18 protein-coding genes and 1 tRNA gene are annotated in these 17,394 nt (G+C 39.5%); 9 read left to right on the top strand and 10 right to left on the bottom strand.

Annotation, left to right across the window (positions count from 1 at the left end; genetic code table 11):
• Positions 1–117: 117 nt before the first annotated feature.
• Positions 118–261, bottom strand: coding sequence for a hypothetical protein (locus AB1488_06910; GenBank protein ID MEW6409826.1), 144 nt, complete (start codon positions 259–261; stop codon positions 118–120).
• Between the two features lie 217 nt (positions 262–478).
• Between AB1488_06910 and AB1488_06905 the strand changes: the two genes are divergently transcribed.
• Complete coding sequence (locus tag AB1488_06905) at positions 479–1,915, top strand: helix-turn-helix domain-containing protein (GenBank protein MEW6409825.1); 1,437 nt, start codon at positions 479–481, stop codon at positions 1,913–1,915.
• A gap of 184 nt (positions 1,916–2,099) precedes the next feature.
• Entirely contained in the window at positions 2,100–2,384 is a 285-nt protein-coding gene (locus AB1488_06900) for a recombinase family protein (GenBank protein MEW6409824.1), read from the top strand.
• Positions 2,385–2,540: 156 nt separating this feature from the next.
• Here AB1488_06900 and AB1488_06895 read toward each other — a convergent pair whose 3' ends face one another.
• Positions 2,541–2,729: a GIY-YIG nuclease family protein gene (locus tag AB1488_06895; GenBank protein ID MEW6409823.1), complete on the bottom strand. Its 189-nt coding sequence runs from the start codon at positions 2,727–2,729 to the stop codon at positions 2,541–2,543.
• A gap of 108 nt (positions 2,730–2,837) precedes the next feature.
• Positions 2,838–2,913: transfer RNA gene (locus tag AB1488_06890), tRNA-Asn, on the bottom strand.
• A 105-nt stretch (positions 2,914–3,018) separates the two neighbouring features.
• On the opposite strand from AB1488_06890, the gene AB1488_06885 reads away from it, so the two are divergent.
• From AB1488_06885 to AB1488_06855, 7 genes are all read left to right on the top strand, one after another.
• Positions 3,019–4,017: a M56 family metallopeptidase gene (locus tag AB1488_06885; GenBank protein ID MEW6409822.1), complete on the top strand. Its 999-nt coding sequence runs from the start codon at positions 3,019–3,021 to the stop codon at positions 4,015–4,017.
• Positions 4,018–4,034: 17 nt separating this feature from the next.
• A complete protein-coding gene (locus AB1488_06880) occupies positions 4,035–4,565 on the top strand; it encodes a hypothetical protein (protein ID MEW6409821.1) in 531 nt (176 codons plus the stop codon).
• A gap of 206 nt (positions 4,566–4,771) precedes the next feature.
• Entirely contained in the window at positions 4,772–5,143 is a 372-nt protein-coding gene (locus AB1488_06875; protein ID MEW6409820.1) for a hypothetical protein, read from the top strand.
• A gap of 8 nt (positions 5,144–5,151) precedes the next feature.
• Positions 5,152–6,603, top strand: coding sequence for a cytochrome c3 family protein (locus AB1488_06870; GenBank protein ID MEW6409819.1), 1,452 nt, complete (start codon positions 5,152–5,154; stop codon positions 6,601–6,603).
• A gap of 85 nt (positions 6,604–6,688) precedes the next feature.
• Positions 6,689–7,435, top strand: coding sequence for a cytochrome b/b6 domain-containing protein (locus AB1488_06865; protein MEW6409818.1), 747 nt, complete (start codon positions 6,689–6,691; stop codon positions 7,433–7,435).
• 78 nt (positions 7,436–7,513) lie between these two features.
• Positions 7,514–9,394 carry a cache domain-containing protein gene (locus AB1488_06860; protein ID MEW6409817.1) on the top strand — a complete coding sequence of 627 codons (1,881 nt, stop codon included), beginning with the start codon at positions 7,514–7,516 and terminating at the stop codon, positions 9,392–9,394.
• Position 9,395: 1 nt separating this feature from the next.
• On the top strand, positions 9,396–10,052 hold the full coding sequence (locus AB1488_06855) for a response regulator transcription factor (protein MEW6409816.1): 657 nt from the start codon (positions 9,396–9,398) through the stop codon (positions 10,050–10,052).
• Between the two features lie 46 nt (positions 10,053–10,098).
• Here AB1488_06855 and AB1488_06850 read toward each other — a convergent pair whose 3' ends face one another.
• The 7 genes from AB1488_06850 to AB1488_06820 form a co-directional block, all read right to left on the bottom strand.
• Complete coding sequence (locus AB1488_06850) at positions 10,099–11,142, bottom strand: multiheme c-type cytochrome (GenBank protein MEW6409815.1); 1,044 nt, start codon at positions 11,140–11,142, stop codon at positions 10,099–10,101.
• A 183-nt stretch (positions 11,143–11,325) separates the two neighbouring features.
• Positions 11,326–12,705, bottom strand: coding sequence for a sigma-54 dependent transcriptional regulator (locus tag AB1488_06845; GenBank protein ID MEW6409814.1), 1,380 nt, complete (start codon positions 12,703–12,705; stop codon positions 11,326–11,328).
• A gap of 154 nt (positions 12,706–12,859) precedes the next feature.
• Complete coding sequence (locus tag AB1488_06840; protein MEW6409813.1) at positions 12,860–14,335, bottom strand: ATP-binding protein; 1,476 nt, start codon at positions 14,333–14,335, stop codon at positions 12,860–12,862.
• 51 nt (positions 14,336–14,386) lie between these two features.
• Positions 14,387–15,298, bottom strand: coding sequence for a phosphate/phosphite/phosphonate ABC transporter substrate-binding protein (locus AB1488_06835; GenBank protein MEW6409812.1), 912 nt, complete (start codon positions 15,296–15,298; stop codon positions 14,387–14,389).
• Positions 15,299–15,391: 93 nt separating this feature from the next.
• Positions 15,392–16,690 carry an ethylbenzene dehydrogenase-related protein gene (locus tag AB1488_06830; protein MEW6409811.1) on the bottom strand — a complete coding sequence of 433 codons (1,299 nt, stop codon included), beginning with the start codon at positions 16,688–16,690 and terminating at the stop codon, positions 15,392–15,394.
• Between the two features lie 22 nt (positions 16,691–16,712).
• Positions 16,713–17,021, bottom strand: coding sequence for a hypothetical protein (locus tag AB1488_06825; protein ID MEW6409810.1), 309 nt, complete (start codon positions 17,019–17,021; stop codon positions 16,713–16,715).
• A 62-nt stretch (positions 17,022–17,083) separates the two neighbouring features.
• On the bottom strand, positions 17,084–17,394 hold a 311-nt coding region (locus AB1488_06820), incomplete at its 5' end, for an oxidoreductase (GenBank protein ID MEW6409809.1).

The raw sequence follows: 17,394 nt of genomic DNA, 5'->3' as shown, positions 1-17,394 counted from the left end.
TAAGAGAAATGGTTGATCTTGATTATATTCTTTAAATGACATGCACCTGCCTCCTTTCAAAAAACTACAAAATAATATGCAGATTTCATGCCACCATTTTGGGACAGCCTCACGGTTCTATTTTCTCTCTGACCCATCTTTTCTTGCTTTTCTTGGCCTTCCTTGTGGCTTTATCACTGCCTCAACTTTATATTCCCCACTTACTCCCTTTATGAAATCTTCATTACCATATACTACCCTTCTGTCCATCTCACCCTTCATTGCTCCCCTCTCTCCTGACGTAGATGTTCAATCCCTCAACCTCTCTTTCAAGGGCTTTCTTTTCCTTCTCTAATTGCCTTAATTCTCTCTCGATGGATTCAATCTCAAGACTTCCTGTCTTGATTGCCTTAATAAGTCTTTGGATTTCCTCTTCTTTCTCTCTTTTTGCTTTCTCTAAAAGGGCTTTCCTCTCTCTTAATGGTTTTAATAATGACTTATGACTGAAAAAGAGGTAATCAAGTTATTAGAAAAAAGAGAAACACATAAGATTGAATACAAACCATCCCTTTCTATTGAATACAAACCATCCCTTTCTGATATAGATAGGATCATAGAGGTAGTCTGCTCCTTTGCCAATGCTGAAGGTGGTATAGTCTTGATTGGTGTTAAGGAAGAAAAAGAAAGAACAAAAGACCGATTTGTTGGGATTACCATAGGAAAGGACACCATTGGAAGATTGATAAATAAAATCACAGACAAAACTGACCCACCAATATATCCAAATGTAGAAGTTATTAAAGTCTTTGGGAAAAATATTGTTGTGATAGAGGTAACTGAAGGGAGGGATAAGCCATACACTGTCTCAGGCAAACCCTTTATCAGAATCGGTGATATCACAAAGCAGATGAAGAGGTCTGAGTATGAAAGGATGCTCCTTGAAAAAAATAAAGAAAAGCTCCGGTTTGATACTCAGATGTGTGACGGAGCAGACTGGAAAGATATTGATGAGAAAAAGGTAAGATGGTTCTTGAAAAAAGCAAAGGCTGAAAGAAATTTAGATACAGGTGCGGATATACCCTTAAAAGAAGCCTTGAGCAGATTAAAACTTGTACATGATGGAAAGTTGACTAATACAGCAATTCTCCTTTTTGGAAGTGATCCTCAAAGATTCTTTTTGCAAGCAAGAATAAGGTGTGCAAGATTTAAAGGGATAACAGCCCAAGAGTTTATTGATATGAAGATCATAGATGGAAATATAATAGATCAGATCGATTCCACAGAGAAGTTTGTCTTGTCCCATATCAAAAAGGCAGCCAAAATCATTATGTTTGAACGACAGGAGGTATGGGAATACCCTCCCGAAGCTCTTAGAGAAGCAATAATAAATGCTATCTGCCATAGAGATTATTCTTCAACCGGCAATGTCCAAATTGGAATCTATGATGATCGAATAGAGGTATGGAATCCGGGAACATTACCAGAACCTTTAACACCTGCAATGCTAAAGGAAGAGCATATATCAATCCCCCGAAACCCTTTAATTGCGAATGCCTTTTTCCTGATAAGACATATCGAGCAGTGGGGTAAGGGAACAAATAAGATTGTTGAATGGTGCAAAAATCGTGGACTAAAAGAGCCTAACTTTAAGGAGAGTGGCGGTAGTTTTATGGTAAAGTTTACAGCACCAGAAGATATTTTGGATTTAATACCTGATAAAAGAAAGCTGAATCTCAAAGAATTGGGTTTGAATGAGAGGCAGATAGAAGCCTTGCGGGTGATGGTGAACGAGAAAAAAACGATGACTAACGCTGTTTATAGGGAAATGTTTAAGACGTCAGACAGAAGTGCCTTAAGGGATTTAAAAGATTTAGTTCAAAAAGGATTGGTTAAAAGAAAAGGCAAAAGGCGTGCCTCAGAATACGAAGCAATTTAAATGACGGAATTGTCAAAAAAATGGCGGAATTAGTGTCGGATTTATTCATGGCGGAATTTTTGATTTTCTGGCGGAATTATGACGGATAGTTAAATGACGCAAAACATGGGAATCTGGCTCATAAACTGGCGCATAATTGCTGTGATTGATACCAGAAGTCCATACCTGAAAAGAAGGAGTAACCATGAATTGTGCAATTTATACAAGAGTATCAACCGACAATCAGGCTGAGGTTGATTTCAATTCCTGTGAGGCACAGGAAGAAAAAATCAGGTCGTTTATTAAGAGCCAAGAGAATATGGAAGTTTATAAAGTATATTCTGATGCAGGATTTACAGGAGCCAACATAAACTGGCCGGCTTTAATTGATATGTTCAATGACATAAAACAGAATAAAATCAATCTTATCATTTCTTACAAAATAGACCGCTTAACCCGTTCACCAAAAGACTTTTACCAGCTTATATGAACAGGAGATATAAAGTGTAGTAAGTTTGACTACACAATTATATACTTTGCAAAGTGCCCCTTAACATTTGCTTTAATGTAGATTTACCCTTTGTAGTCTTAAAATAACACTCACGCCTTTGAGCATCATCTTTGGATAAGTGGGCTTCATAATAGATCAATTTAAATGGTCTGCGGGATTTTGTGCTCGGGTTTTACCGTCATTATGTTCCTTCAGCCTTCTTTTTAAATCAGAAGTGAAACCGATATAGAGCTTATTATCTTTTTCGCTGAGTAGAATATAAACGTAATATATTCTGTAAAAGAAAACGCCATTAATAGCGGTAAGTCGAGGGCCACCATACACTACAATGAGTGCATGGCGATGAACCCTACGTGGTTTTAAGTATCTATATGAAAAGGATTTAGCCCTGAACGACGTTGCATTCAGGGCAGTAAACCCCACGTGGTTTGCTGGCTCCCGGGAAGGGACTCGAACCCCCGACAGGGTGGTTAACAGCCACCTGCTCTGCCAACTGAGCTACCCGGGAACCGTAGAAGAATTATAAAAAACAGACTGCAGTGAAGTCAAATAAATTCTGGCTTATTTTTTGTTTGAAATCCTGAAGACTTTGTGAAACAATTTTAAATGAACCATGTGGTTCTTTAACTCTTACATAGGTATGTATACGGTCCAGGCGTTCTGCCATTCTCTGATAGCAGCTATAATTGTGGATAGGGCTATTCAGTCATGGGAGATCAGAAATCCCTTAATACAGCATAAATTTCGACTTATCACACTATTATTCCCTGTCTTTTCATTTCCAATTTTTCAGATAATAAACCCTGAGAGGGGAAGCATCTATTTCAGAGAGGATATTGCACTTTTCGATATCAATAGATGGCTTGCACTTGAAATCTGGGGAAAGATTCCCATAAGCCTTTTGCTTTTCCTGATACTCACTGGAACGACTTTGATCTTCCTTTTTCAGGAGATTATACCAATCTTGAGGCATACTTTTGATTCAAGAAACTCTAATATCCTGAAAAGAAAACCCGAGGAAGGTTCGGTTGTAAATGAGGTCATTCAATCCATTCCTGTAAATAGACCGGAGCTTTTTATCATAGAAGATGATGAGCCTTTATTGTATTCAACAAGTGGCACCAATCCTGCAGTATTTCTGTCTACTGGACTTATTAATACTCTCGATAGAGACCATCTGCAGGCAGCACTTGCACATGAAATTGCGCATATTATGTGGAGGAAAAGTCTGTTAGTCTGGTTCATTTTCTTTGCAAGGATATTGATGTTTTTTAACCCAGTGATACTTGTAGAATTCAGGAGGATTGTCCAGGAGGAAGAAAAGATCTGTGATGATATGGCAGTATCTCTGACACAGAAACCACTGGCTCTGGCAGATACCCTTAAAAGGCTTTACTATGTGACTGAGAACCTCAGCCCCTTTAAACTCACAAGACCTTCCAGAATAAAAATGGCACTTGAGGATTATAGCCATAATATACTCATAGAAAGCAGAATCTCAAGGCTCGAAAAAGAGGGTTTAGGGGATCTGGTTCATAAAAAAGATGGAGAGTGGTTTAAATTTTCACTTGTATTGACTGTTATTCTAATTATAAATTATTTTGTTGTCTGATGACTGTGAGGTAATCTATGCATAAAAAATTATGGATGTTTCTTTCTTTTGCACTGACCGTTGCAATACTGATTGTAGCCTTAAAGGTTATTAACTGGATACCAGTAGCAATCCAGAAGGATGAAATCAGAAGATATAGAGATATTGAGGAAGTTAAATCAAAATTGAAAATAAAGGATATATATGTACCTGCCTATTTCCCTGAATATTTTAGCTGGCCGCCTTCAGAGATATGGGCACAGAAAAAACCCTTCCCTGCAGTAATAATGCATTTTATCTATAAGGATAGAAGAGATATTGCCTTGATAATAGCTCAAACCTATTCAAAATCAGATTTTTCTGCTCAGTTTAAGATAAAACCGTTACATATAAAAGAAAGGGTCAGGCTCTCAATAAAAGGTAGAGATGGAGAACTGGTGCTCGGGCTGTGCGAGAATAATGTGCCCTGTACTCAGGTCTCATGGATTGAAGGAGCATACAGATTGAATGTTATCGGGAAATATCCCCCCATCGAACTTATAAAGATTGCTGAAAGTATGCTTGATTAGATTACACGATACATGATGCCTGTATCCTGCATCTTGCATCCTGCATCTAACTTCTCCAGCTTCGTAAGACTTTGTCTCTAATTTAGGATAAAATCCTTTTAAAATTAAGAACTTCTTCCAATTGTCAGATTTTCTTTTATCAGATATTCTGTAATCAAAAATAGAGATATCCATACTGGAATCTCAGAGGAAAGGAGGGATCAGAGATGTTAAGATACCATGGAGGAGATAAGGTAAAGAAGGGGACATACTGGAACGCCTATACAGGTGAAAGGGTTGATGTATCTAATGAAGCTGTGCTTCCAGGAAATGGTAAGACCAGATACTATAAACTCCCGGCAACAGGGATGCTCTTTCTTGGACCATTCCTCGGTCTTGTGTATGCAGCATTTCTTCCGTTCATCGGAATTGCTATGCTTGTAAAACTGATTGCAGATAAAGTTCTTGGAGGGATACTTGACGCAGCAGCAAGCACAATATCATTCGGCTGGAGACCGGTAGAGGCATATCTGGCTGGCAAGAAGAAAAGGAAAAGTATAGAGGAGAAAGAGAAGGCTAAAACAGAGCAGAAGAAGTGAGGGAAAGGATGGTGAAGGTGGCAAGGAAAATAAATTTCCTGTTGACTTTCCTGCTTACGGCTTTTGTGCTCTTCCTTCAGCATACCAGTGCTGAAGGCGGTACCGTTTCAGAAGAGGCACTAGTATGTATGGGCTGTCATTCAAATAAGGAGTTAAGTAAGACCCTGGAGAATAAAGAATTACTTCCTGTATTTGTAGATATAAATCAGATTAAAGAGTCCGTTCATAGTAACTTGACATGCTCCAACTGCCATACAGACTTTTCCATCGAAAAACATCCACAGAGAAAATTCAAGAACAAAAGGGAATATACAGCAAAGGCATCCCAAGGCTGCAGGCAGTGTCACCCTGATAGTCAGATCAAAGCAAAACCCATACATCTCAGTATGCTAATAAAGGAGAAACCTGAAGCACCTGTATGTGTTGATTGTCATGGTTTCCATCTGGTAAAACGGATAGCTGGTGGAAAAGCCTTTGCAGATGAAACCCAGTATTGCATGAATTGTCATAGCCATAGATTAACCATGAGATTCAAAGACGGTGAGGAAATGCCTGTTTTTGTAGATACATCACACCTCAAAGGCTCTGTGCACAGCAAACTCAGCTGCTCTGACTGTCATTTTGGCTTCTCGATAGAACAACATCCTCAGAGGAGTTTTAAAAGCAGGCGTGATTATGGCATTGCTGCTTCAGAGACCTGCAGACGGTGTCATTTTGACAAGTATACAAGGACCCTCGAGAGTATCCATTTTACTATGCTCAGCAAGGGTGACCTCAGGGCACCTGTATGCACGGATTGTCATGGTGCCCATTCAATAGCACAGACAGGAAAAGAGAGAACTGTAAGCGCCAAGAGATGCGAAAAGTGCCATAGAGACATATATAACACATACGCCTCCAGCGTTCATGGTAATGCGCTTTTTGTTGAGCATAACCTGGATGTGCCTGCTTGTGCAAACTGTCATACGGCACATAGTATGGTTGACCCTCGAACCTTTGATTACCGAGAGAAGGTGCCTGATATATGCGGAAATTGCCATGCGAATAAAGAAATAATGAGAAAGTATGGTCTTTCTACTGGTGTTGTAAAAACCTATCTACAGGACTTCCATGGGGTCACCTTAAAATTTTATAAAAAACAGAAGGATATGCGTGCCAGACCTACGGTTAAACCCATAGCTGTCTGTGTGGATTGTCATGGAATTCATGACCTAACAAAAACCACAGGACCTGCCGCAACTGTAGTAAAAGAGAAGTTGGTGAAAAGGTGCCAGAAGTGCCATGCGGCTGCTACTGGAGATTTCCCTGAAGCATGGATGTCACATTATGAACCAAGCCTTAAGAAAGCTCCGCTGGTATTTATTATTAACTTACTTTATAAGATATTTATACCATTTATGGTTATCGGGCTGGTTTTACAGATACTATTGCATATCTGGCGATATGCTGTCAGTAGATAAGATAAATAATTAATGACAGAGAGCGAAGGGCTCACAATGACAGAGAACAAGGGGCTCGCAATGACAAATGTGAAAGGAGAGACTGATGGAGGAGACCAGATTAGGTAATGTATATATTAAAAGATTCAGACCCCATCGCATAATAGAACACTGGCTTAATGCCCTGTGCTTCGCTATACTGGTAGTAACAGGACTATCTCAGAAATTTCACGATTTTGAACTCTCTCACTGGATTATCATAAATCTTGGTGGTATTGATATGGTTAGACTGATTCACCGCTATACTGGATTGACCTTTACTATTCTTACCCTCCAGCACATTATTGTTGCATCTGCGGGTGTTATTTTTAAAAAATGGCCTGCATCAATGATTATCAACACAAAGGATTTCCAGGATGCAATAGACAATCTTAAATTTTACTTTGGATTGACAAACCGCCCTGCCATCTGTGACCGCTATGACTACAAACAGAAGTTTGAATACTGGGGTGTTATTTTAGGTGGACTCTTTATGATACTCTCAGGACTGATGCTCTGGTTTCCTACGGATGTTGCAAAATTTCTCCCATCAGAGTTTATACCAGCTGCAAAGGCTTTACATACAAATGAGGCATTACTTGCCTTTCTCGTTATTGTCACATGGCATATCTATAACGCTATATTCAGTCCCGAGGTATTCCCACTGGATACGACAATATTTACAGGAAAGATATTGAGAGAAAGAATGGCACATGAACATCCCTTAGAACTTGCACGTATTGAAGGAGTGGATATTGCCGAAATAACTGGACATCGCCATGAAGAATCCCATTCCTCCGAAACAGCCATCTAAAGACTTTTTTATTCTTTTTGCCATATAATAGAGTTATAATAAATACAAACTCTAATTGATTAAGTCGAGGATGTTACTTTGCAGAAAAGAATAATCCTGTCAATAATTTTAGGGATGTCAATAATATTGATAGGTCTGGGGGTGGTTAGTTATTATATCGTTGATAAGAGCATAGAGAATTCACTTGATAATAGACTGGCATTAGCCCATCTGATTGGCAATTATATAGATAACATAATACAGGGTAATCTTACCCGTCTCTATGATATCTCTGTTTCAGGTGGAATTGATCTTGAGGATAATGACTTTGAGCCTGAAAAAAAAGCCCTGCGCACAGCCTATATGTATTCCATTTTTACAGATGGAATCTTCCTCCTCGATAGAAGAGGAAATGCCATTTTAACCTATCCTCCGCGATCCCCTGATAGTGCCGTCAATATATCAAGCATTCTTCCTGTCAACAGGATTATTGCTGAAGGGAGGCATATTGTTTCAAATATCTATACAATAGAACCTACAAAGAGAAAGGTTATATTTGCTCTTGTGCCGTTAAAGGATAAGAATGGCAGGATTGTTGGAATAGCTGGAGGAGAAATCGATCCGACAAATCCCATGCTGAGTCAGATGCTAAAGGCAATCGATATTGGCAAAAGCACATTTATCGAGATTATTGATTCAAATGGTGTCATTATAGCTTCTACAAATCCATTGCGGGTTCTAACCTGGTGCGACCATGACAAATTCTTTAATACGATGATTAATACAAAGAAAACTATCGTCAGGACATGTCATCAGTGTCACTCTGAAACTGATAAAAGAAAATCTGAAAATATACTGGCATTTACTCCTCTTGAGACAGCACCATGGGGGATATCCATACAGCAACCACGGGAAGAGGTTTTTGCCCCGACCTCAAAGTTGAAGAAGACATTTTTTGCCCTTGGAATCATCTTTATCAGCACAGCAATCGCATTAACAATAGGGATGCGTAAAAGCATAATCAAGCCTATACGGAGTCTGATAGATGCAACTGAGCGGATCGCTAAAGGGGACCTGTCAAATTCTATCTCCCCGCAGGGTAGCGATGAAATTGGCACTCTGAGCAGAAGTTTTGAAACAATGCGCATACAGCTCGCAGAATCCTTGGAGAATATTAGGAGATATAGCTCAGAGCTTGAAATGCGTGTCATCGAAAGGACAGAGCAGATAAGATATACACAGCAGCAAGTGGAAAATCTGCTGAAAAAGGTCATCTCATCGCAGGAGGAAGAAAGGAAAAGGATAGCGAGGGAACTTCATGATGAAACGCTTCAATTAATGTCAATACTCTTGATGAAGATCGATATGTGTAAGCTCTATTTTGAGCACCATCCGGGTAGTGTAAAAGATAAAATGAAAAGTACTGATAGAAAGATACTATACTTAGATCGAGAGCCACCCAATATGCAAAGATGTTTTGAAGAAATGAAGGATATTATTTTAGAGGCATCGGACGGAATTCACAATATCGTCCAGAACCTGAGACCTTCGATCCTCGATGACCTAGGCATAGAGGCATCTATCAGATGGCTTCTTGACAGACACCTTGGAGAAAAAGGAATCAATTACTTCTTAAATATAGAGGAGATCTATGAAAAGAGATTTGACCCTGTAGTCGAGATAATCCTATTCAGGATAATACAGGAGGCAATTATAAATATTGCCAAGCACTCAAGGGCAGAAAATGTATTTGTTATTCTGAAGTCATACGATAATGCAGTCAATGTGGAAATAGAAGATGATGGAGAGGGTTTTGATGTTCGCTCTATGCTCAGACATACAGAAGAAAGAAGAGGGTTGGGGCTTTTAGGAATGAAGGAACGGGCAGCACTTTTAAATGGAAGATTAGAGATATGTTCATCTACAGGCAGTGGCACGAGGATATCGCTAAAGGTTCCATTAGAGCCATTAGAGGTTTAAAATGTATAAAACAAAGATACTCATTGCGGATGACCATGCACTGGTAAGAGAAGGCATTTCTGCGATCCTCAGGCTTTATGACGATGTGGAGGTTGTCGCAGAGGCGTCAAATGGGATAGAGGCTATTAAGAAGGTTAAAGAATTTAATCCTGATGTTGTTTTGATGGATATAGCAATGCCTGGGCTTGGAGGTTTAGAGGCAACTCTCGAGATCAAAAAGATAAATCCTGACATAAAGATACTTGTCCTTACCCAGTATGATAATAAAGAATACATATCACGATTTCTTAAGGCTGGTGTTTCAGGATATCTACTCAAAAATGCTGTTGGAAGTGAACTGATCTCTGCTATAAGGGCGGTCAGCCGTGGAGAATTTTATCTCTTTTCTTCAATTGCATCCGAAGTAGTATCAGGTTATCTGAACAGGCAGAAAGAGGCAGTAGAAGACCCTTACGAAAAACTTACAGATAGAGAAAAACAGGTATTAAAACTCGTAGCTGAGGGATATACACATAAAGAGATCGCAGATATGCTCGATATAAGTGTTAAAACCGTAATTGCCCACCAGACCAATATCTCAGAGAAACTTGACATCCATACCCGTGCAGGACTGATTAAGTTTGCTATTCAGAAGGGGATAATAAAGATAGAGACATAAAAAAGGGGAGGCTAAAGCCTCCCCTCCACCTCCCTTCTATGTCTATTTATTTCCCTATGCTGTGAACCCCCTTTGCCTTTGCTGCTGCCCAACCTTTATCCCTGTCCTTATGGCACTGTAGACAGGAATATTCTACTGTTGTAAAGCCTTTGGCAAACTTTCCATCAGCCGTAAACATGGATGTAGTTGCATCTGTATTTATCTTAAAGAGGTGTGTCTTCACATCTGCTTCATACTTTCCAAAGGCAACAGCAGATTTTGTTGCTTTCGGCATGTGGCAATCTGTGCATTTTATACCAATCTTCTGCATCTTACTTCCAGCATAATCCTTGCCTGCCTTTTCATGGCATAAGGCGCAGTCTTTTCTTATAGAGAACTCTGCCTTCTTATGGGGGTCATGGCATAAGACACAGTCGAAACCCTTATGCGGACTTGCCAGAAGTTCATTATACTGTTCATGATGCCGTATGAAACCTCCCTTGGCAGGTATCTTCTCCTTAGCACCCCTGATATGGCACTGACCACAGAATGCAGCTGATTTATCTACCTTTATCTTTGTCTTATCAGCACTTACCACATGCTCGCTTCCAGGTCCATGACATGCCTCACACTGTATTCCGGGCGCCTTCCATGTCCCGACTATACCCTCAAGTCCATCCTGATTGCCTTCTTTGGAATAACCTGTTGTATGACACCTCCCACAGTCGTATTTCTTCACCTCTCCAGGGTGATAATCTCCCCATTTTCCTACCATCATGTTATACTGGTTTTTGCCAGGCTTCCCACCTGCAGATGTTATGATATAGCCTTTTTTGTCCATATATCTCGCTTTCCATTTATAACCACCGACTACATAGGATATATCATCCCATGAATAGCCCTCTGGAAGAGGTAGAGGAGAAAATTTAGCTATTTCTGCCTTTCTGATCTTATACGGATGTCCAGAGACCTTCCAGTCATTGTATTTTGCAGCATGGCACTTGAAGCATTTCTCTGAACCTACATAATCAGCGGCATAGGAGGTCCCCACTGCCAGTAAAACAAAAGACAACACCGTCAGAAATAGAAGAATATTTTTTCTTTTAATCATATAATCACCTCCTTTCATCTTTAAAATAAAAAAGCAAATAGAATGCCAATCTGTTTGAATCAAGGTTAGTTCAATTTTGCTAATTAAATTAATTGGTTATGATTTGTTGTTTTGAAGGAAGGATAATGGAAAGATCTCTCGTCTGGTGAAATAACCAATTGTAGTCGGTGATTTCACCAAAATCTATTCTAACCCGAATTTCTTTATCTGGTATCTGAGGGAGTCGTAGCTTATATTCAGGAGTTTTGCAGCGAGGGACTTGTTATTCTTTGCCTTTTCGAGTGCCTGCTGAATGAGTTCTTTTTCAAGTTTATCGAGGGATAACCCTGTATCTGGAAGGATGAATCTGTGATTTGATAAATGACTTGGACTAATAATCTCCTTTGGTAGATGCTCTGGCAGTATAAATTCACTGTTTTCGAGAACCACAATCCTTTCTATAACATTCCGTAGTTCTCTCACATTGCCAGGCCAGTTATAAGAGACGAGAAGTTTCTCAGCAGTCGGAGATATACCCTTTAGAGTCTTGTTATCGTATTTTGTAGTAAAATGTACAAGGAAATATTTTGCAAGGATAGGTATATCCTCTCTCCTGTCTCTGAGCGGTAGAATATGCAGAGAGAAGGTATTCAGCCTGTAGAACAAATCTATCCGAAATTCACCCTTTTCAACCTCATCAGAGAGGTCTCTGTTGGAAGTAGCCATGACAGTTACATCTATCGGTATTTCCTCATGTCCTCCAATGCGTCTTATTGTTCTTTCCTCCAGTACCCTTAAGAGTTTGCTCTGAAGATTTGGCTTCATGTCACCTATCTCATCAAGAAGTATCGTCCCTCCATTTGCCAGTTCAAATATTCCTTTCTTTTCAGTCTTTGCGTCTGTGAATGCGCCCTTTTCGTAGCCAAAGAGTTCACTTTCAAGAAGGGTTTCAGGCAATGCAGTGCAATTAATCGCTATAAAGGGTGCACACCTTGAAGCACACCACTCATTCATTATACGATGTATACATCTGGCAACAAGTTCTTTGCCTGTTCCGCTCTCGCCTGTGATGAGGATACTCGGAACACGAGCATGGGCTATTTTCTCCATATTTGCCTTCAGTTCTGTGATTACACCCGATTCTCCGATTATATCCTTCTCAAACAGCTCACAATAGACTCTTCTGAGGTAGTTAATTTCCTGCTTGAGCCTTTCTTTCTCAATAATGTTACTGATAACAATCTTTACTTCATCCATATTAAAGGGTTTTGTCAGATAATCCACTGCACCGAGCTTCATGCATTTAACAGCGGTCTCTGCAGTATCATCGGATGTCAGCATTACAACCTGTGTATTTAGCTCACTGCTCCTTATCTCCTTAAGTATATCTATTCCACTCTGTTCAGGGAGTCTTATATCGAGTAATACTACATCGGGAGACCACGATTTAATTTTGCTGACAATATTATTGAATGTATTGGTTTCAGCATGTACCTCGTAGCCCTCATTCTTCAATGATTTCGAGAGCATCAAGGCTATAAGTTCATCATCATCTATGAGGAAAACCCTCGCCTTATCTCTCATGACTCACACCCATCATCTTTTATCTTCACTGTCACTGTCAAGAAAATAGAACCGTCAGGCTGTCCCATAATTCGCTTTTTGTCACCCTGAACTCGTTTCAGGGTCTCGTAACGGCTTGATTTTATTAGATGCTGAAATAAATTCAGCATGACAATTATGCTATTTTATTAGTTTTGGGACAGCCTGCCGTCCCATTTTTCACAGGGAATTTAATCTTGAATGTTGCTCCACCATTGATGTTATTTTCTGCCATGATGTTACCACCATGCTGTTCGATAAGTTGTCTGGTAATAGCTAAACCCAGCCCTGTGCCTTTTGACTTGGTCGTAAAGAAGGGCTGGAAGATTTTGTCTATCGTGTCTTTACTTATTCCCTTACCTGTATCAGATATATCTATCAGTATCGAATCTGTAGATGAATCATAGAAAGTCCTAACCGTTAATGTTCCACCATCTGGCATTGCATCAGTTGAATTTAACAGCAGATTCATGAATACCTGTTGCAATTGCTGAGGATCTGCCATCGTCTCAGGAAGATGGTTATCAAATTCCTTTACTATTTTAATGGAACCGGCGTTCTTCAAAGAGAAGGATGGTTGTTTTATTAAAAAGGATATGGTTACATCAAGAGTGTTGTTTATATCTATACCTATAAGTTGTGGCTTTGGTGGACGGGCAAAGTCAAGGAGATTCTTCATCAATGATTCGATTCTTCTAACCTCAGCAAGCACTTTTGATAATGTATCCTGATTCTCTTTTGAGAGTTTTAATTCATCAGAGATGACCTCTATTGCCACCTTGATTGCTGCAAGTGGGTTTTTAATTTCATGTGCCAGGCTTGCAGCCAGTTGTCCGCATACTGCCATCTGCTCAGTCCTCTGCATCTTCTGCATCTGGTCTTTTAATGTAGCTGTCATTTCGTTGAAAGCAGATGCCACCTCTCCAAATTCGTCTTTTAATCCAGGGGGTATTCTGTAGTCCATATCCCCGCTTTTTAAACTTCTGATAGCACCAAGAATGACATTCAGAGGCTTTGTGATACTTGTAATTAGAATTACGGATAAGACTGCTGTCAAAATTGGTCCGACAGCTACGAGTATGAAGATTATAGTTTTCGTTGTGCTCATCTGTCTGAGGAAGGATTGCGTTTTTTCTGTAAGACCCACGCTTGTCTTGGTTATCATGTTATCTACTGTTGTAATTAGTTCCTGCCCTATCATGTACGCATTATCCTCTTCTGCCTCTAACCTCTTTATATTCGCCCTTATAGTCATAATCCTGCTTAACGCATTTTTATATGTTTCTACCTGGTTTCTTATATCAGTAAGCCTATCCATAACTTTTCCTGGGTGATGACATTTAAAGCATTTATCAACAGCGTCCTCCATCTTTTTAACATCTGATACTATAGTATATATGCCCCTTGCATACCGCGTGTTCCTGAGGTAGAGGTCAGACTGCACCCTTTTAAGCCGTAACAATAGATGTTCCCTCATTAGCTCAACCTGGTGGAGTCTCAGGATATCCTCAAGATTTGAGGTTGTTTTTTCGATGGATATGATTATATATATCCCACCTATGAGGAAAATAATGGAAAATATACCTAAACCTATAATGACTTTTTTCTTCATTTATCCCGTTAGAAAGCTACGCCCCGTTAGAAAATTATTTTCTAACGGGATTTACTCATTTATATAATCATAGGTGGCGAGGTTCAGTCTTATTTCCCTGGCATATTTGAAAACAGGCTCATAATCTTCGTTCTTTGTCTCGATGAATTTCTGTGCCCCGAAATTTTTCAGCACCTCTCTGCCTTTTAAGCTTATATACATGTTTAATAGTTCATCCTTCAGTCTCTTTTTAATGGATTCATCAAGGTTTTTTCTAACTGCCAGACCATTCTCTGGCACATTAGGAGACCTTTCAAGGATGACCAGTTCGTTGACTATCCTGATATCCTTATCTGCAAGTCTGTGATATACGGTGTTTTTTGCTGCGCCTATGTCTGCCTTTCTATTAAGGACATCGTAGATCGCATCCTCATGGGTTCCTGAAAAATAGGTCTCTTTAAGATAACTCCTGTAATCTTTAATTCCGTGTTTTTTAAAGTATGCAATGGGAAGGAGATAACCGGCAGTTGTTGCCTTGTCCACAAGGGCGAATCTCTTCCCTTTCAAGTCTTTTATTGTTTTTATGCCACTGTCCTTTCTTACAAAGATTAATCCATGATATGTAGATGAACCATCAAGTAACTGTGGCCTTGCAAGCACTTCAAGTCCCAGTCTGTTGTAAGCCAGAGCATAGGTGAAACTCCCCCAGAATGCCCCATCTAATCCCAGAGAAACAAAATTATCAATGATATTTCCATAGCGAGGAAGGATTTTTAGCTCTATCTTTACCCCTATCTTCTCAGAGAGATAATCAGCAATTGGCTCATATCTTTCAATCTGTTTGAATATATTCTGCTCAGGGATAAGTCCTATTAGAAGAGTTCTTTTTTGCGTTTGTGATGTTTCTTGGGAGGATAGTTTCTCTGCCTTGCTACAGCCAATAATAGACAGACAAAGACAGACTGCAATGAGTATCTTACCCATATTTACATTTTAAATCTTTTTCAGGGTATATGCAAGTGTTAAAAATGGGACGGGAGGTAATAGAACCGTCCCATTTTTGGGAAGATTTTCTGACTATTTTGTTTTAACTACATTAATGTCGGTTTGTGGAGAATCAAAGCCCATAGTTAAGGGGAAAGAGACATAATGGTGTCTCTGTGTTGTATTGTCATCATGGATTGCAAATCCTACAGTATAAATATTACCAGGTTTTAATATCTTATCCTCCTTTGGATTACCGTGGTTTAACTTTCTTTTTATAACTACTGTCCACTGCCCGTCCTTCCATACACCCTTAGCAGAGGATGTGTTATCCTGTGGGAAGAATATAATGGGGTCTGGAACGGCATCCCCTTTTTCCCAGCCTGCGTTCGGGTCAAAGGGAACTGCTATATCCTTGCTTATATAGTAGTATTTTTGTTTCTTAATCTGGTCGTATGGGAATGCCTTCATTCCAACCTTCTTTTCATCGAACATATATTTTGGCTGTTTTTTGTCCTTATCAAAGTTGCCTTCCATAAATTTCCCATCTTTGTCAAACAATCTATATTCTAAGACATAGCCATCATCAAGAAACCCTAAGGGATTACTCCTCATTGCACGCCACTGGAGAAGGTCAAGAAATAATCCCTGCCATTTCAATTTCTCTATCTCCTCTTTGGACTTTATATTTGCCCATCCACCAGTTGAATCCATATTTGTCCTTGAGGCAGAGATATACTTTCTTATGTCTTTTTTCTTCATCCCTGCATCACCGAGGACAGGATGAGCCTTTACTTCAGACTCTTTCGGTGCATTGGGCATCTTCCTCATATCATTATGGCATGTAATGAAACATCCTCTCTTTCCAAAATCGGGATTTTTCCCATCATCAATCATGATACTCAGACGTTCTTCATATTGTGCTGGAACACCTTTTGATTCATTGTAAGGACGGTCTATACCTCCCTGTTTCTTCCACTCTTTACCATCAAAGACCTGATAAGCGCGGTGAAAACAGGCTTCCTTTGCCTTCCATTGAAAACGCAAATAAATATACTCATCATCATAGGCTGATTTAACAGAGAGTTCTTTTGTAGGTTCTTTCCTAGCAATGGGTGTTGGCTCCCGGCGTGCGAGAATGTTTTTAGCAAGATCAGGCTCTTTTCCTTTATGGCAAATAATGCAATTCATTTCATTTCCAGCTACTGCCTTAGCGCCTGGATGAGCCGGGCTGACTAAAAACTCATAGGATGCCTGACCTGGATAAAAGAGGGTAATCTTTGTATTCTTGATTTTGTCCCAATCAGGCTCAGAAGCATGGGCATTTAGAAGCAACAGAAAAACAAAAGATAACCCAATTGCTAACATCACTAAGATACTATTTCTTTTCATGATTTACCTCCTCTTTTAATTTTTAATGCGTTTTCAAATAAAGACACAGATAACCTTCGTCAGAGAATCCGAACTCTACAGTCTCATTCATAAACAGAGAGACATCATCTGCCAGTTCTTTTAATTTTTCTATAAGTGTCTCATAGTTTTTGTCTTCAACATCATATAACTCAAGGATATCAATGATATCGTCTATATCACCTGTGTTATAGGATTCTAAGAGAATCCTGCCATTCAGAGGCTCCTTTTTTGCTCTTGATCTGGCAACTCCTATCTGATACCTTAATCTTCCAAGACAGAGACCATAAAGTTTAAGACCATCTATATCCACTTTATTTCCTCCCTTCAGATATTCATTTCGGCAATAAAGTTCACTTCAAGTTTATATATCATCTACTCCTTTGGAAACAGTGGGAATATTTTAGAAAAGACCCACAGTAATACAAATGGCAGTCCAAGTATAAAGATCATACCCAAAAGTCCTTCCTTGATGGTTTCTAAGTCGTGGGGAATAATAGGCAGACGATAATTCATGTATCCTGAGTAAGTGAGGGAGAAGGACTGACCGCCTATGACTACATCCCATCTCATCATAAAGACCCCAAAGAGGACGAGTACTGATGCAATAAATGCCCTCTTTATGGTGAGATGCGGTATCAGTAACAATATAAAAGGAACAGCAGAGCCAAGACCATACTGAAGCA

This window comes from Nitrospirota bacterium (genome assembly GCA_040756155.1).
In the GTDB taxonomy this organism is placed as follows: Bacteria; Nitrospirota; Thermodesulfovibrionia; order JACRGW01; family JBFLZU01; genus JBFLZU01.
This window is presented reverse-complemented; position numbering and strand designations above follow the sequence as displayed.

What these genes read in the sequence shown, in the direction of transcription:
- AB1488_06910 (MEW6409826.1), bottom strand. Translation starts at nt 261, where the DNA reads ATGAAGGGTGAGATGGACAGAAGGGTAGTATATGGTAATGAAGATTTC.
- AB1488_06905 (MEW6409825.1), top strand. Translation starts at nt 479, where the DNA reads ATGACTGAAAAAGAGGTAATCAAGTTATTAGAAAAAAGAGAAACACAT.
- AB1488_06900 (MEW6409824.1), top strand. Translation starts at nt 2,100, where the DNA reads ATGAATTGTGCAATTTATACAAGAGTATCAACCGACAATCAGGCTGAG.
- AB1488_06885 (MEW6409822.1), top strand. Translation starts at nt 3,019, where the DNA reads ATGTGGTTCTTTAACTCTTACATAGGTATGTATACGGTCCAGGCGTTC.
- AB1488_06880 (MEW6409821.1), top strand. Translation starts at nt 4,035, where the DNA reads ATGCATAAAAAATTATGGATGTTTCTTTCTTTTGCACTGACCGTTGCA.
- AB1488_06875 (MEW6409820.1), top strand. Translation starts at nt 4,772, where the DNA reads ATGTTAAGATACCATGGAGGAGATAAGGTAAAGAAGGGGACATACTGG.
- AB1488_06870 (MEW6409819.1), top strand. Translation starts at nt 5,152, where the DNA reads ATGGTGAAGGTGGCAAGGAAAATAAATTTCCTGTTGACTTTCCTGCTT.
- AB1488_06865 (MEW6409818.1), top strand. Translation starts at nt 6,689, where the DNA reads ATGGAGGAGACCAGATTAGGTAATGTATATATTAAAAGATTCAGACCC.
- AB1488_06855 (MEW6409816.1), top strand. Translation starts at nt 9,396, where the DNA reads ATGTATAAAACAAAGATACTCATTGCGGATGACCATGCACTGGTAAGA.
- AB1488_06850 (MEW6409815.1), bottom strand. Translation starts at nt 11,142, where the DNA reads ATGATTAAAAGAAAAAATATTCTTCTATTTCTGACGGTGTTGTCTTTT.
- AB1488_06845 (MEW6409814.1), bottom strand. Translation starts at nt 12,705, where the DNA reads ATGAGAGATAAGGCGAGGGTTTTCCTCATAGATGATGATGAACTTATA.
- AB1488_06840 (MEW6409813.1), bottom strand. Translation starts at nt 14,335, where the DNA reads ATGAAGAAAAAAGTCATTATAGGTTTAGGTATATTTTCCATTATTTTC.
- AB1488_06835 (MEW6409812.1), bottom strand. Translation starts at nt 15,298, where the DNA reads ATGGGTAAGATACTCATTGCAGTCTGTCTTTGTCTGTCTATTATTGGC.
- AB1488_06830 (MEW6409811.1), bottom strand. Translation starts at nt 16,690, where the DNA reads ATGAAAAGAAATAGTATCTTAGTGATGTTAGCAATTGGGTTATCTTTT.